14 protein-coding genes are annotated in these 15,318 nt (G+C 34.5%); 5 read left to right on the top strand and 9 right to left on the bottom strand.

The window, feature by feature from the left end:
• The 3 genes from V5J73_RS14230 to V5J73_RS14220 all read right to left on the bottom strand — a co-directional run bounded on the left by V5J73_RS14230 (window position 1) and on the right by V5J73_RS14220 (window position 4,299).
• On the bottom strand, window positions 1–2,319 hold the full coding sequence (locus V5J73_RS14230; protein WP_338648627.1) for a M28 family peptidase: 2,319 nt from the start codon (window positions 2,317–2,319) through the stop codon (window positions 1–3).
• A 103-nt stretch (window positions 2,320–2,422) separates the two neighbouring features.
• Window positions 2,423–2,773, bottom strand: coding sequence for a hypothetical protein (locus tag V5J73_RS14225; RefSeq protein WP_338646639.1), 351 nt, complete (start codon window positions 2,771–2,773; stop codon window positions 2,423–2,425).
• The gene (locus V5J73_RS14220) at window positions 2,770–4,299 is read right to left on the bottom strand and encodes a bifunctional GNAT family N-acetyltransferase/carbon-nitrogen hydrolase family protein (RefSeq protein WP_338646638.1); all 1,530 of its coding nucleotides are present in this window, start codon (window positions 4,297–4,299) and stop codon (window positions 2,770–2,772) included. Before V5J73_RS14220 ends, V5J73_RS14225 begins: the two co-directional genes overlap by 4 nt.
• A gap of 185 nt (window positions 4,300–4,484) precedes the next feature.
• Here V5J73_RS14220 and V5J73_RS14215 point away from each other — a divergent pair, with 185 nt between their 5' ends.
• Complete coding sequence (locus V5J73_RS14215; RefSeq protein WP_338646637.1) at window positions 4,485–4,808, top strand: single-stranded DNA-binding protein; 324 nt, start codon at window positions 4,485–4,487, stop codon at window positions 4,806–4,808.
• Window positions 4,809–5,150: 342 nt separating this feature from the next.
• On the opposite strand, the gene V5J73_RS14210 is transcribed toward V5J73_RS14215, so the two are convergent.
• The 6 genes from V5J73_RS14210 to metG form a co-directional block, all read right to left on the bottom strand.
• A complete protein-coding gene (locus V5J73_RS14210) occupies window positions 5,151–5,657 on the bottom strand; it encodes a ferritin (RefSeq protein ID WP_338646636.1) in 507 nt (168 codons plus the stop codon).
• Between the two features lie 40 nt (window positions 5,658–5,697).
• Window positions 5,698–6,327, bottom strand: a complete 630-nt coding sequence (locus V5J73_RS14205) for a chloramphenicol acetyltransferase (RefSeq protein WP_338646634.1) — start codon at window positions 6,325–6,327, stop codon at window positions 5,698–5,700.
• A 173-nt stretch (window positions 6,328–6,500) separates the two neighbouring features.
• Window positions 6,501–7,766 carry an OmpA family protein gene (locus V5J73_RS14200; RefSeq protein ID WP_338646633.1) on the bottom strand — a complete coding sequence of 422 codons (1,266 nt, stop codon included), beginning with the start codon at window positions 7,764–7,766 and terminating at the stop codon, window positions 6,501–6,503.
• 346 nt (window positions 7,767–8,112) lie between these two features.
• Window positions 8,113–8,799, bottom strand: coding sequence for an HAD family hydrolase (locus V5J73_RS14195; RefSeq protein WP_338646632.1), 687 nt, complete (start codon window positions 8,797–8,799; stop codon window positions 8,113–8,115).
• Between the two features lie 35 nt (window positions 8,800–8,834).
• The gene (locus V5J73_RS14190; protein WP_338646631.1) at window positions 8,835–9,731 is read right to left on the bottom strand and encodes a DMT family transporter; all 897 of its coding nucleotides are present in this window, start codon (window positions 9,729–9,731) and stop codon (window positions 8,835–8,837) included.
• A gap of 12 nt (window positions 9,732–9,743) precedes the next feature.
• A complete protein-coding gene (gene metG, locus V5J73_RS14185) occupies window positions 9,744–11,804 on the bottom strand; it encodes a methionine--tRNA ligase (protein WP_338646629.1) in 2,061 nt (686 codons plus the stop codon).
• 369 nt (window positions 11,805–12,173) lie between these two features.
• Here metG and V5J73_RS14180 point away from each other — a divergent pair, with 369 nt between their 5' ends.
• From V5J73_RS14180 to V5J73_RS14165, 4 genes are all read left to right on the top strand, one after another.
• Window positions 12,174–12,896, top strand: coding sequence for a hypothetical protein (locus tag V5J73_RS14180; RefSeq protein WP_338646628.1), 723 nt, complete (start codon window positions 12,174–12,176; stop codon window positions 12,894–12,896).
• Between the two features lie 123 nt (window positions 12,897–13,019).
• Complete coding sequence (locus V5J73_RS14175; RefSeq protein ID WP_338646627.1) at window positions 13,020–13,190, top strand: hypothetical protein; 171 nt, start codon at window positions 13,020–13,022, stop codon at window positions 13,188–13,190.
• Window positions 13,191–13,258: 68 nt separating this feature from the next.
• Window positions 13,259–13,798, top strand: a complete 540-nt coding sequence (locus V5J73_RS14170) for a DMP19 family protein (protein WP_338646626.1) — start codon at window positions 13,259–13,261, stop codon at window positions 13,796–13,798.
• 718 nt (window positions 13,799–14,516) lie between these two features.
• A complete protein-coding gene (locus tag V5J73_RS14165) occupies window positions 14,517–15,296 on the top strand; it encodes a sensor histidine kinase (protein ID WP_338646625.1) in 780 nt (259 codons plus the stop codon).
• Window positions 15,297–15,318: the final 22 nt, after the last annotated feature.

Genomic DNA, 15,318 nt, shown 5'->3' with positions numbered 1-15,318 from the left:
TTATTTGACTTTCAAACTGTCTTTCACAACTTTCAAACTATCTTTAGCCATAGGATTGATAGCTGTATCCAAAGCATTTGCAACCACAACTGGTGTTGGTTTTATTTTTTGTTTGATTACTACCGCATCATTCAAAACAAAAGGTGTTGGCATCATCCAATTTTCTCTTTTGGCTATTCCAAATAAAGGATTAGTCATTAAATCAAAAGAACTTTCCATCAATTCCATATCAAAAACCGTTGAGGAATTTACACTGAACTGCATTTCCAAAGGTGCGTTTCCAACGACATAATAACTCAATATTTTCTTCCCTTTACGTTGGTAAAGTGAATTTTTCTGGCCTAATGTGGTCACGCCATTCGCTTTGAAATTATGAATCGCCATTTTTTCATTGGCAAAAATATCATAGCGGTTGACGTTTCGATTCGGGGAAATTTTTATTCTCAAATACCTTTGATTGCCTACAATTCTGTCTTCAAGAAACGCTATACTTGGTTTTAGAATGTCTTTTTTAGGAGCTTCGGCAGCATACGTAAAACCAGAATTATATTTGCTGAACAATGGTGTTTCGTTCAAAATGGATGCGTCTTTTGGGTTTTCACCTAAATAGCTTTTGGTCCAGGAATCAAGATTGGTGTCATACGTAACCCAATTGGCTTTGTCCGTATCTGCATCATAGACATACAATAAGCTGTTTGATTTGGCTTTTCCATATTCGTAACCAGATTCAGAATGCGCTTTCACAAAAAAGCCAATGGCAAGCACAAAAAACACTAAAGACCAGATTCCTTTTTTGGCGAAAGTCCCAAAAACAGGCAACAATAATGTGAATGTCAAAACGGTAAGAATTGCACTTCCAAACAACACTTTTAATCCCAAACCAATAGGAAACATCTGTATGAATGGCGCTATGATTATCAAGGCCGGAATGCTAAAAATAAGACTTAGTATTTTGCGGGATTTTTGGGTAATAATAAATGCAGCGAATAAAAATAATCCAAAATAGACCGGAATAATCAAAAATCCAGCTCCTTGTAAACTGAAAGCTAGCCCTCCATTAATCACAATCCAAATAAATAATGGTGCTACATAATGATTCATAGTCACTTTCTTGGCAGAAAAACGGTTGTAAAACACTAGGCTTATCGCCAAAGCCAGAAGTACAAATGCTGCAATGTAAGCGTGTCCGTTATATGTAAATCCGTTGAGTAAATCATTGTATTGCGGGTAAACGGCTAATAATCCTTTCCATCCAAAAAAAGTAATTAATCCAGTAATAATCAGGGAACCAAAAAACGGAATAAATCCTTTTCCAATTTCGCGGAAAGATAAGATGCGCTTGGCTCGTCCTAAAAAAAGTAGAAAAATAAATAGTGCTAATGCGATTACCACCATTGGTAAAACCCAGCTGAAAGGATAACTTATAAATGTATATGGAATGGTAAAATAGACGTAATCTTCGCTGGCTTGAGTCGTATTTAAATCGGCATTTGAGAAATAGTTCAGCAATGGCATTAAATACGTGCCTTGATGTGCTAATGTATTTTTGTTCAAATGATTGATGTCGTCCTGAGCAGTATGATAATTAAAATGGTCATCAATAAAAGCAAAATTATACCCTTGAATATTTCCTTGTTCTCTGAAAACAGTCAAATCAGTATCGTTTGGTAACATTTTATAAATGCTGTACATCAAGGAATTTGAAACGGGAAAAGTCGCTTTTGCAGCAGCAAACTCTTTTACTAATCCTGCATTTCCCTTGTTGGTTTCCATCAACATATAGCTAGGTCCGGATGAACCACGCGCTTCAAAATTAAGCACCAAACCTATTTCTTTTGCCCAATGGTGTTTGGTTACAAATAATGCTGCGCCATTTAACCCTAATTCTTCCGCATCTGAAAACAGAATAATGATATCGTTTTTATGTGGGGTTTTGGAATATAAAAAAGCACGAACACTCTCCAGAATCGTCGCTACGCCGGAACCTGCGTCACTTGCGCCCTTAGAGTAAGAATGTGGTGCGCTGTCATAATGGGAAAGCAATAACAACGCTTTAGAATTAGAAGTTCCTTTTATTCGAGCCAATATGTTTTTTGATTGTACTAAATTTCCCCAATCACTCAAGGTATATCCTTCTTGAACAGAAGTTTCCAGTCCTAACTTGTTCAGCTCTTTTACGAGATAATTAGCAACCACTTCATGTTCTTTGGAACCAACATAATGAGGTTGTTTTGAAATGGCTTCTACTTGGTTTAAAGCTCTTTTGGTCGAAAATTCAGAAAGAGAGCCTTCTTCATCTGAAGTCCAATGTGGCATCATGGTAAAGTAAATCAATCCTAGAATTCCTAGGAGAAATAAACTGGCAAAAATTGAGGAATAATCTTTTTTCATTTTTGGTTAGATAGGTTTGGGGTTGTGGTATTTAAATGTCTTTTTTGACTAGCATATAAAAATCATTGTCCAAAAGCATATAGCCTTGGTCATATAGGAAATAGTAGGTATTTCCAGTTTTGGTTTGTAAAATATTCGTAAAAAATTCAAAATCAAAGCCTTTGCTCAGGAGTTTTGCCCGAGTAGTTTTGGACTTTCCGTCGATATTAATTTCAGATAGAATGCGGTAATTTTTGCGCAACTTATTGTTGATGTTGCGCATAAAATTAGTACTGTCTTTGTTTATTTTATTATTATAGGCATTTCGGCAGCCGTCACTGCAGAATTTTTTGTCTTCCCGTCCTACAATCTTTTCTCCACATTCTAAGCAGGTTTTGTTCATGGATTTATTTTTTTGATGTCGTATAAATCAGTTCTACGATCTTTTAGAATTCGTACGCTTCCATGTTCGTGAAGTTCTTTCAGTAAATCTAAATCTACGTCTACAATCAGTGTCATTTCTGTATTTGGTGTGGCTTCGGCTTTGATTCCGTTACTTGGAAAAGCAAAGTCAGAAGGAGTAAATACTGCTGATTGTGCATATTGAATGTCCATGTTGTTCACCTTTGGAAGATTTCCCACACAACCTGCAATAGCTACATAACATTCGTTTTCTATCGCTCTTGCTTGTGCGCAGTGTTTGACTCTGGTATAGGCATTTTGAGTATCAGTTAAGAACGGTACAAATAAAATATTCATTCCTTCATCTGCCAATAATCTTGAAAGTTCTGGAAATTCAACGTCGTAACAAATCATGATTCCTATTTTTCCACAATCGGTGTCAAATGTTTTAATTTGAGATCCGCCAGTCATTCCCCAATGTTGCACCTCGTTTGGAGTAACGTGAATTTTGGCATACATCTCTGAAGTTCCGTCTCTTTTGCAAAGAAAACCAACATTATATAACGTGCCGTTCTCTAAATACGGCATGCTTCCCGTAATGATGTTGATGTTGTAAGAAATAGCTAATTCTTGGAAACGTTTGTGAATAGGCTCTGTATGTTTGGCTAATTCCCTTATCGCATCGGCTTCTGATAAGTGATTGTAATCCGCCATTAAAGGTGCCGTAAACAGTTCTGGAAACAGTGCAAAATCACTTCCATATCCTGAAACGACGTCTACAAAAAATTCGCATTGTTCAAATAAAGCTTCTAGATTATTCAGTTGACGCATTTGCCACTGCACCAATCCCAAGCGGATGACGCTTTTTTTGAGGTTTATTAATTTTGGACTTTCGTCATAATAGATGTTATTCCATTCCAATAAAACAGCAAATTCCTTAGAGTCTGTGTCTCCTTCCAGATAATTTTTCATTACTCGAATCACGTGGAAATCGTTACTCAATTGAAAAGAAAGAACGGGGTCGTGTAGCTCTTTTCGTTTTACTTTTTCGATGTAATTTTTTGGAGTGAGTTTTTCAGCATGTTGACCGTAATTAGGTATTCTTCCGGCAAAAACGATGGCTTTTAAATTCAGTTGCTCACACAACTCTTTTCGGGCATCATATAAACGTCTTCCAAGGCGTAGTCCTCTGTAATTTGGATGTATAAAAACATCTATTCCGTATAAAACATCTCCTTTTGGATTGTGAGTCGAAAAAGTATATTTTCCAGTTATGTCAGCGTAATTATGGTTTTTATCCACTAAACTTTCATCAACAATTAGCGATAATGCTGAGCCAACTACTTTTCCATCTACTAAAATCACGAGTTGTCCTTCTGGGAAAATGCTCAATATTTTTTCTATGTGATGTTCTCTCCAGTACGAACCTACCATTTCTGGATAGGATTCAACCATCGAATTTTTAAGTTCTTTGTAATCATCAAAAGCTAGATTTCGTAATTCTACTTTGTTTATTTTGGCTTGCATAAAAAGTTGATTTTCAACAAATGTAACTAATTTTTCCCATTTACAAACGTTTACAAATAGTTACAACCGAAAGTAAGTAGTTAGCAACCGAATAAAGATTTGAACCTATCGCATCTTTGCCATGTTGATTCGAATGAACGTTTTAACATATAAATTATATACACTAATATTTAAATTTACACGCCATGAAAAACAGAGTACAATTAATCGGAAGAGTAGGTCAAGATCCAGAAGTAAAAACTTTAGACGGAGGAAAAAAATTAGCAACCGTAAGCATAGCCACTAATGATGTCTATTATAAAGAAAACGGGGATAAAGTAGAACAAACCGAATGGCATCGTGTTACCGCTTGGGGGAAAACGGCTGATATTATTGAAAAATATGTGATTAAAGGAAAGGAAATAGGAATCGAAGGAAAGCTAACCCATAGAAGTTATGACGACAAAAATGGTGAGAAACGCTATGTTACTGAAATTGTTGCTAATGAAGTTTTGCTCTTGGGAAAATAATATAGTATTCATTTTAAGGCTGTTATAATGCTTTAAGCTGTGTCAGAAGATCAAACAAAAAAACCATCGAATTAGCATCGATGGTTTTTTTATGGATTACCAATACCGATGCTATTGCAGGCACTGTTTATTTTGCTTTTTTGATTAGATCAAATTTAGGACAGTTTTCACAACGATTATGTTCTCCTTTTTTATATTTTTCACAACACTTGGACTTCAGGTTTTCTTTATCAGATCCATTTTTAAGGAACTTTTTTTTATCCTTATTTTTATCCTTATTTTTCTTTTTTTTACTCAATTTCTAAAAAATTAAAATCAAGTTGTAGTCTAGATTATATTTGATTATTTGGATGTAGTATCTAAAGTTAGTTGTTGCATATCTCTGTCAAATAAATACAAACCACCTTTGTCGTCTCCTATTAAGTTTATTTTATCCAAAATAAGTTTTGCTTGAGCTTCTTCTTCAATTTGTTCGGCTACATACCATTGCAAGAAGTTGTGTGTGGCATAATCTTTTTCAGAAAACGAAACGTCAACTAGTTTGTTAATTGAATCAGAAACAAAAACTTCATGTTTATAAAGTTCTTCAAACATTTCCTTAAATGTTCCATAGCTAGTTTTCGGTGCTTTTAATTCACTTACTTTAGCATGACCACCTCGATCGTTTACGTAGCGGATTAGTTTTAGCATGTGTGCTCTTTCTTCATCAGATTGTGCATACATGAATTTTGAAATTCCTTCTAAACCATGAGTTTCTGCCCATGAAGCCATAGAAAGATAGGTTTGTGATGATTCAGCTTCAATTCGAATCTGATTGTTCAGCGCGTATTCTATATTTTTTGATAGCATGGCAGTATGTTTTAAGTAAAGTTACAAAAAAAAACATAAATTACTGATTCATAATGTTTTGTAAAAAATCTACAAATTGACCTAAATGCAAACCGTCTATTAATCCATGATGCACATGAATGGACAATGGCATGGTTCTCTTACCGTTTTCTGCAATTTTCATTTTTCCAAAAGAAATTTTTGGACAACTGTCGGGAAAAGTATAGCTTCTAGCGTGTGACAATGAAGTGAAATCCAACCACGGAATCGCCGAAAAGTGAACCACGTTGTCTTCATTAAACGTTCGGGTAAAAAGTCCGGTTGTGTTTTGTATTCTATCGATTTCTGCTAAGGCATTTGCGGTAAAAATCTCAAAATTTGCATTGTATTCGATTAAAGAGAATCCAAAACTCCCGTCCTCTCGGCCAATAGTAGCAGAAACATCAATCTGGTCACAAACATATATTTTATCATCGGAAATCCTATAGCGAAACGATTCGGTAGCATTAACGGCAACCAAGGTTTTGTGTAAATAATAGATGAAAAAGGATACATTTATATCCTTTGCAATAGCATAAGCTTTTGTACAGTCAATTTCAACTGTGGCACCAAAGAAAGGTTCTTCAAATTGTCTGAAAAAATGAAAGTGTTCTTTTCTAGGCCAATTTTCTATATCTAAAAGGGTTTTCAAAATGGGGAATTTATTTATCTTCAAAAGTAAGGCTAATCTTTTAAATCTTAAATCCGTTTCAGTATAATCTTTAGTTTAAAGCATGGGGAAAAAAATTTTCATGCGGTATGAAAATGTATAAAAAAAACCCTAAAAGAATTTCCTTTAGGGTTTTTGAACTTATTGAGAAAGAATTATTTTACTATAAAAGTAACTCTTCTTACTAATTTTCTTGCAGCGTCAGAATTTTTATCTACTGAAGTATCTTCACCAGCAGCAACTACATTCAGTCTTGATGCATCGATATTAGCTTTTACTAAAGTATTTTTTACATTATTTGCTCTTGCAGCAGATAATTTATCATTGTATGCAGATCTTCCTAATTCGTCAGCGTGACCAATAATGTCAACTGAAGCAGTAGGATTATTTCTTAAGTACGTTAAGATGAAATCAGTACCTTCTGTAGAAACATTTGTTGGTGTTGATTTGTTGTAATCAAAATAAACTGCAACATAACCACCGTTGATTAAACTTTTGATCAAATCATTGTTGTAAACAACAGAACCATCACCAGTATTTGCAGCATAGTTTTTCAAAATGTATGCTTCAGTATCATCAGCAACTTTGTTGTTGTTCTTGTCAATTGATCTTCCTTTAGTATCAACCATTGCACCTGCAGGTGTATTAGCTTCTTCATCTAAATAATCTGCTACACCATCTTTATCCGTGTCTAACATTTTATTTTCGATAGCCATGAATCTTGCGTCAATTGCATCAAACTTATCCTCATTATCGAAAACCCAGTCAGCATGTTTTTCGTTTTTACCTAGGTAAACTGTTAAACCTACTGTACCATTGAAAAGAGGTCCAGAAATTCCTTTAGAACTTCCTGAACTAGCTCCGTCAAAAGCATAAAATTGTCTACCATGAACTATAGTTGTGAAATCACCCGTTAATGATACTCTATTAGATAATTTGATTTGACCTGTAATACCAGCCATCAAGTTACCCATTCTATCTTTTGCATAAGTAGGGTCTTTTCTTTCTAAAAATGACAAACCAACTCCAGCATGACCTAATAAACCAATAGATTTAGTCCAAGTTTCAAAACTCATGATTCTTCCTAAGTTAGCAACACCTTGCAAGTCTACTCTGTAATATTTTGTATCAAATGCAGCTGAGTTATCACCTTCTGTGAAACTGTTGTATCCAAAATCAGCTTTAAAACCAAATTTGTTATTAACCATGTATCTAACTCCAAGATCAGCAACATATGGGCTTACTACTGACGTTCTATATCCTGGCGTCATTTTTCGGGTTGGCTTATTAAAACCACCAGCTAACTCAATAGACCATTTGTTAAAGTCATTTCCTGTACTTGCGCTTTCTACATTTTCTGTTTGAGCACTCAAAGTTGTCATTGCAGAGGCAAAAACTAACGTAAGTATGATTTTTTTCATAATTTTATTCTTTAAATTCGGTACAAATTTACATCACAATTTTTAATTAAAAAACCGTAACTGTTAATTATGTAAACATTAATAATAATCTTATAAAAAATGAAATTTCTTTTTCGCAATAATAATCTAAAAATCAATGTTTTACCAAAAATATAAGAAAAAAATTATTTTTTTAAAAAAATGTTAAATAAATAAATAAACGCTCATTTACTTTAGTTAAGTCACTTTTTTCTATTAAAAAGGAGTAATTTAAATTAAAAAAAGAATTGGTATGAACGATGTTTTTAAGAGGTTTAATGGCTTAGTTATAAGTAAGTTTAGTAGTTTTTTTATTAATATTTTTTAATTATTCCAACATTTTCAAAACTTCTGTTATTTTTTCAAAAGAGCTGAAATTTTCGTGTTCCACTTTATGGTCAATTTTTTCATGTGCCCATGTGGTATGAAATGGAATATGAACTGCGTGACCGCCAATAGCTAAAACAGGCAAGACATCTGATTTTAAGGAATTGCCAATCATAAAAAATTCCGAAGGTTGTATTTCTAATCGTTTTATCAAGTCGGTATAATCAACTTCTTGCTTGTCAGACATGACTTCGATGTGATGAAAATAATGACCCAAACCTGAATTGTGTAACTTTCTTCGTTGGTCTAATAAATCGCCTTTGGTGGCAACTACTAATTTGTATTTTCCGTGTAAAGCGGCTAAAGTTTCCTCAACACCTTCCAACAAAACAATCGGTTTTTCCAGTAATTCTTTTCCGTATTGAATGATTTTTTCAATAATTTCTATAGGAAGTGTATTATTCGAAATAGTCATCGCAGCCTCAATCATCGAGAGAATGTAGCCTTTGATTCCATAACCGTATAATTTCAGATTGTCAATTTCAACTTTAAATAATTCTTTGGAAATTCCTTGATGTGACAAATAATCTTCCATCAAACCACAGAATTTCTTCTCGGTTTCATCAAAATAAGTTTCATTGATAAATAAGGTGTCGTCAGCGTCGAAAGCAATTACTTTTAGGTTCATTTTTATTTTATTTTGATAAGTATTGAGTTTTACTTTTAACTTTCCCCTGCTTTGGAAAAGACTTTTTTCATTGAAATTGATTTAGAATAAAAGGTGATTCGGATTCCCAAAAGTAAAATAATTCCTCCGATAATCATTTGCAGTGTGATTATTTCATCTAAAAACAACCAAGCTAAAATAGAAGTCAAAACGGCTTGACTGAGCAAACTCAAAGACACTCTTGTGGCGCGCATGTGTTGTGTTGCATAACTGAGCGATAGCCATGCTAATAATTGGCAAACTATTGCCTGGATCAACAGGACCAGCCAACCAGCATCAGAAAATCCGGAAAAAGGTTCTTCTAGCATTAAACAGAGAATTCCTAAATATAGGCTTGAAGAAATGAGACTGATGGTCATGAACGAAAGGACATCCACTTTAGAAAGTACTTTTTTGCTGACCAGTAAGTAAATAGCATATAAAATACCCGACAGTACTGCTAAAAGAAAAGCGGTGTCGAAATTCAGTTTGATAAAAAACTCGAAACCAACCAGCATAATCATTCCGAATAATGAGACTAGGGTTCCAATCCAGAAATTAAGAGCGGGTTTAGTTTTTAAAAATAAGAAGGAGCCTATGCCTACCCAAAGCGGCGATAAATTAGTAAGCAGTGAAGCCTGAGTAGCGCTAGATTCTTGGATGGCAATATTCCAAACGGCAACATCTGAGGCAAATAAAATTCCGCAAATTATAGCAGGAATTAAGAGCTTGATTGTTGGGAGCTTGAATTTTTTTGTAATTATGACATAAGGCAGTAGCAAGGTTGCTGCAATTGCCATTCTATAAAAAGCCGAAATTAGCCCGGGTGTTAACCGAAGTTTTATTAATATTGGAAATATCGAAATGCAGATTATTCCAACAATTAAAGCTAATTGCGGCTTTTTTATTTTCATTTTATAAATTCCTTAATTTATTGTCTCTCCGTTTGCAACGCCATCGGTATCTGGATTTACAAAAACCAGTTTCCCTTCAGCATTCGTAGTCATCAAAATCATTCCTTGACTTTCTACGCCACGAAGGTTTCTTGGAGCCAAATTCACTAAAACAGTAACTTTTTTACCAATAATATCTTCTGGTTTAAAACTCTCGGCAATTCCTGAAACAATAGTGCGAACATCAATTCCAGTATCTACTTTTAAAATCAAAAGTTTGCTGGCTTTTGGCATTTTTTCCGCTTCCAAGATGGTTCCTGTACGAATATCCATTTTGGCAAAATCCTCAAATTGAATCGCTTCTTTTTGTGGTTCTGCTTTTTTGTTTTCGGCAGTATTGGCAGTTTTAGTTGCTTCCAGTTTGTCGATTTGTTTTTGGATTTCCTCGTCTTCAATTTTAGCAAACAATAATTCCGCTTCGCCAATTTGGTGTCCTGCTGGAATCAAATCAGAATTTTGAGCAATCGTATTCCAGTTCAACGGACTTTCTATTTTTAGAATTCTTGATAATTTTTTAGCGGTAAAGGGTAAGAAAGGTTCGCAAAGTGAACTTAAAGCCGCAGCAATTTGCAACGCCACATACATTTGTGTTTGAACGCGTTCTGGATTGTCTTTGATCACTTTCCAAGGCTCTTCATCGGCTAAATATTTATTTCCTAATCGAGCTACATTCATCAATTCGCTCAATGCTTCACGAAATCTATAACGTTCCACAGAACTCGAAATCACAGCTGGATAGGCTTTCAATTCTGTTAAAGTCGCTTCGTCTACTTCCGAAAGTTCGTTCGGCTGCGGAACAATTCCGTTGTAATATTTATTGGTTAAAACCACGACACGATTAATGAAATTCCCGTAAATCGCCACCAATTCATTATTGTTTCTCGCCTGAAAATCTTTCCAGGTAAAATCATTATCCTTGGTTTCAGGAGCGTTTGATGTCAACGCATAACGCAAAACATCTTGCTGATTTGGGAATTCTTCTAAATATTCGTGCAACCAAACCGCCCAGTTTTTAGACGTAGATAATTTGTTTCCTTCTAAGTTCAAGAACTCATTTGCAGGCACATTATCCGGTAAAATATAACTTCCTTCAGCTTTTAACATCGCGGGGAAAATGATGCAATGGAAAACAATATTGTCTTTCCCAATAAAGTGAACCAGTTTCGTATCTTGATCTTTCCAGTACGGTTCCCAATCCTTTCCTTCGCGCAAAGCCCATTCTTTGGTAGATGAAATATAGCCAATCGGCGCATCAAACCACACATATAATTTTTTTCCTTCGGCACCTTCAACAGGAACGTCAATTCCCCAATCTAAGTCACGAGTTACCGCACGAGGTTCTAATCCGCCGTCAATCCACGATTTTACTTGCCCGTAAACATTCGGTTTCCAGTCATTTTTATGTCCAACGAGAATCCATTCTTTCAAGAAATCTTCATAACGATCCAAAGGCAAAAACCAGTGTTTCGTCGATTTCAAAATCGGAGTTTCTCCAGTTATTGTCGATTTTGGATTGATTAAATCCGTAGCGTTCAGGGTTGAACCGCATTTTTCGCATTGGTCACCGTAGGCTTCTTCGTTGCCACATTTTGGGCAAGTTCCTACCACAAAACGGTCTGCCAAGAACTGATCTGCTTTTGCATCATACAATTGCTCGGTTACTTCCTCAATAAAATCACCTTGTTCATACAGTTTTCTGAAAAATTCTGAAGCCGTATCATGATGAATTTTAGCCGAAGTTCTGGAATAATTATCAAACGAAATTCCAAAATCAGAGAACGATTTACGGATTATTCCATCATATTTATCGATTACTTCCTGTGGCGTAATGCCTTCTTTTTTGGCTTTCATCGAAATGGCCACGCCGTGCTCGTCACTTCCGCACACAAACAAAACGTCTCTTCCTTGCAAACGCAAGTAACGGGAATAAATATCAGAAGGCACGTAAACCCCCGCCAAATGGCCAATGTGAATCGGTCCGTTCGTATAAGGCAATGCCGCTGTAATTGTATATCTTTTTGGATTCTGTATCATGATTCAATTTTATTGAGTGCAAAAATAAGTAATTATTTATTGTCATCCTGAGCGAAGTCGAAGGATTAGGAGCTATTTCCCGCTATACGTTACAATCTTATTGTTTTTGGCAGCAAAAACAATAAGGATTTTCACTGCTATCGGGGCTAGGGCATTTAGAATTCCTACAACATTTGTCATTCCGGCGAAGGAGAAATCTCATCAAATTGATCTCGTAATAGAGATTTTTTCTTTAGCAAAGCAACAAACTGATCATAAATTTTTCTAATGAAAATGAGGAAAACCGTAAGGAAATGCTTTTTAGTCTTGATAAATTTGACAAACAAACAGTAATAGTTGCTGGGTTGATAAAATAACACAATTTGAAAAATGAGAAAATTAATTACATTTCTGATAATCGTACTCCTATTGCTTCCTAAAAAAGCGGACGCTCAAAATAATGGTACTGCGGCCGTTGCTGCTATTGCTGGTATCGCGGCAATTGGTGCTGGTATTATTGCAGTTGAGCAAATGAAAGAGCAGGCGGAATTAAAAGCGACGCAATGGATACTAAATAATCACCCTGAGTTGACTAGCTTCTCATTAAAAACATTAGCGTTTGATGGAAAGAAATTAAAAGATATGTCTTCAGTTTCTGTTATACTGTATAATATTCAGGAGTTTAAGCCACAAGAAAAGCCTGTTCTCGATGGTAAAAAACAAGTGTTGTTTGGGTTTACTAGTAATGGCTGGGTAAATGAGAATGGAGTTAATTTTGATAAAGTGAAATGGTATTTAGTAGATGAAAGCGAATGGATAAATATGATGACTTCTTACGTTAAAGTGGCTTCTGGCGTTAATGATAATAAATTAGTGAAAGACAGATTAGTTGAAGGCAAAATAGTAAATAAAGGAGTTAAAGTTAATGGAAAGCTTGTTGTTCCATTTTTTGAATTATCTGGCGATATGTACGTTGTTACAGATTATTCAAATGAAATGAAATTTATCTATAATGAAAGGTCTTTAGGGATTTTTCTAAAAGAAACTAACGATTTAGTTCAAATAGGAAGAAATGAGATAATTGCAATACATGAATTCTTTTTTAGTAAGTAATTTTTTTCGAGGAAGTTTGAGTGCTGTGCTCATACTATTTTGTGGTTATCAAATCAGTTGAGAAGCGGCTTTATTTAAGTCGTTTTTTTATCTTTGCAAACACAATTAAAAAGATTTCAACTCATGCCCAAAGGACCCGAAAAAAATACCAAAAATAAGGCTTTACACACCAAATTGCTGAATCGGAAAAAGGCGAAATTGCAAGAAGAAAAAAAAGAAAAAGCAGCACGTTTGAAAGCTTTGGTTACAAAAATGAATCAGAAAAAGAATAGTAACGAATCTGATAGCATATAAATCGCATTGTATTTCATTTCTGTTTTTATTTACCCGAAATTTGCAGCACATATTCAAATACAAAACAAATGGAATTCGGTAGAATAATTATTTCAGAAACAGCCTTTAACAGTGAGAACCCCCAAGATGTAATTCACTCTAATATTTCGGTAATCAACTTAATGCGCGAGGAAGGCGTAAACGATGATTTGATTCACGAAGACGCCATAATGAGTTATTATTTAGATTATTATACTTCACAATACACCGAAGGAAATTTTGCGCAATTTGTGTATAATTCCCGTTGGAATAAAGAACTAAACGAATTAATAGAAGAAGGTTTGGCATTAATTGGCGCGGAAAAGCATTTGGAATTGTTCCAACAACAATCCAAAAAAGTAAAATTAATGAGTAGCGTAAAAAGAGAAAAATTCTTCAAAGGAAAACTCGAAGGCGTAAACCCGATTAGAGATTTGCTCAACAACGACACTTTTTTTGAACTGGAAGAAAATCTAGTGAATTTGAATGCTGATTTCTTAAAAACCCATCCTGATTTAGAAGTGCTTTCGGTTGACGATATGTTTGCAGTTTTGGAAGAATTTGTGGGTCATGAAATCAAGAGGACTTAGTCGTTCTCGTTCTGTTAAATCAGTTGATAAATAGTTTTTTAATTTCATTTTTGTACGTATAATATGCTTAATTTTGTAAAGACCGATATGTTTTTTAATAACTATAAAAATGGAAGTTCTAAATCAAATTTTAAAATTATTTACGCTTGACATACGGAGTGCAATGGGTTTTTTATTTTGGGGAAATTTTACCCTTGCCATTCTTGTATTTATTTTTTTACTTTCTAATTTTCGTAACGATACTAGAAAACACTTTTTAATATTTGGTTTTTCCAAGATTTTTCAAGCTGTTGGGTGGCTAGCCTTTTTTGTAAGGACAGATACTGTGAGTTATAGTCCTATCAATTTCCTAGTACCCAATACATTGTTTTTTGTGAGTTATTATTTTGAGTCTATTGCTATGTTAATGATTGTCAAAATAAGTACTAGAAAAAATCACTTAATACAACTAGTGCTTTTTATCATTGCTTTGCTAGGTTTTTATATTGTAGTTTGGCTCGAATACGATAGTAATATAAGGGTGTCTGCAGCATCTTTTTTCTTTTTTATTTTGTTAGTGATGCCTACGTATCTATTTTTTAAAGAATTGCATACTAGTTTGTTTAGGAGATTATTAGCGTGCAATTACGGGATAATCTTAGTGGTCTTGCTCTTTAGGATCATTTACCCTTTGATTAACACAACTACAAGTTTATACTCGACAGACGTTACTCAGAAAATGGTTTTTCTCATTACTTTTCTGGTTCTAATAAGCAGTGGAGTAGGATATTTATTGTTGCTGCAAGAGGAAAAGGAGATTCAAATAAAAAAACTATTGAGCGATAAAGATGCTTTTTTCTCTATAATAGCACACGATTTAAGAGGTTCTTTTAATGGAATTTTGGGTTTGTCTGAAATGTTACTGGAAAAGGAAAACAACATTGTTAATGAAGAACGTGAGGAGTTTATTCAGCTGATTTACCAATCCTCAAAGAATACATTTTCTCTCTTAGAAAACCTGCTTTCATGGGCACAATCACAAACCGGACGTATTGATTTTAACCCATCAAAAGTTGAAGTAAGTGCCATTGTTAATAGAACCATCTCATTACTATCGAAACATGCCGAGTATAAAAGCATTACCATCAAGTCTGAAATTCCACTAGAACAATTTGTTACGGCTGATGCTAATATGCTTGAAACTATTTTTCGGAATTTAATTTCGAATGCGATAAAATTCACCAATACTAACGGCCAAGTAACGATCTCGATGGACAAAGAAAGAAAACAATTCGTGTTTTATGTAAAAGACAACGGTATTGGTCTATCGTCTGAAAATATCAATACGCTTTTTGATATTAACAGTAAAAAATCGACTACAGGAACTCATGAAGAATTGGGCACAGGTCTTGGTCTTATGTTGTGTAAAGATTTTGTAGAGAAGCATCAAGGCTCTATTTCGGTTCATAGCAAGGAAAACGAAGGATGTACCTTTATGTTTAGTATTCCTAATGAATAATAGCAAACTACAAATGCTTTTT

The organism is Flavobacterium sp. KS-LB2, from assembly GCF_036895565.1.
In the GTDB taxonomy this organism is placed as follows: domain Bacteria; phylum Bacteroidota; class Bacteroidia; order Flavobacteriales; family Flavobacteriaceae; genus Flavobacterium.
The sequence above is the reverse complement of the archived record's forward strand: the minus strand, read 5'-3'. Positions and strand labels throughout refer to the sequence as shown.

Coding starts and splice junctions, on each gene's coding strand:
- V5J73_RS14230 (WP_338648627.1), bottom strand. CDS start 2,319: ATGATGCCACATTGGACTTCAGATGAAGAAGGCTCTCTTTCTGAATTT.
- V5J73_RS14225 (WP_338646639.1), bottom strand. CDS start 2,773: ATGAACAAAACCTGCTTAGAATGTGGAGAAAAGATTGTAGGACGGGAA.
- V5J73_RS14220 (WP_338646638.1), bottom strand. CDS start 4,299: ATGCAAGCCAAAATAAACAAAGTAGAATTACGAAATCTAGCTTTTGAT.
- V5J73_RS14215 (WP_338646637.1), top strand. CDS start 4,485: ATGAAAAACAGAGTACAATTAATCGGAAGAGTAGGTCAAGATCCAGAA.
- V5J73_RS14210 (WP_338646636.1), bottom strand. CDS start 5,657: ATGCTATCAAAAAATATAGAATACGCGCTGAACAATCAGATTCGAATT.
- V5J73_RS14200 (WP_338646633.1), bottom strand. CDS start 7,766: ATGAAAAAAATCATACTTACGTTAGTTTTTGCCTCTGCAATGACAACT.
- V5J73_RS14195 (WP_338646632.1), bottom strand. CDS start 8,799: ATGAACCTAAAAGTAATTGCTTTCGACGCTGACGACACCTTATTTATC.
- V5J73_RS14190 (WP_338646631.1), bottom strand. CDS start 9,731: ATGAAAATAAAAAAGCCGCAATTAGCTTTAATTGTTGGAATAATCTGC.
- metG (WP_338646629.1), bottom strand. CDS start 11,804: ATGATACAGAATCCAAAAAGATATACAATTACAGCGGCATTGCCTTAT.
- V5J73_RS14180 (WP_338646628.1), top strand. CDS start 12,174: ATGAGAAAATTAATTACATTTCTGATAATCGTACTCCTATTGCTTCCT.
- V5J73_RS14175 (WP_338646627.1), top strand. CDS start 13,020: ATGCCCAAAGGACCCGAAAAAAATACCAAAAATAAGGCTTTACACACC.
- V5J73_RS14170 (WP_338646626.1), top strand. CDS start 13,259: ATGGAATTCGGTAGAATAATTATTTCAGAAACAGCCTTTAACAGTGAG.
- V5J73_RS14165 (WP_338646625.1), top strand. CDS start 14,517: ATGGTTTTTCTCATTACTTTTCTGGTTCTAATAAGCAGTGGAGTAGGA.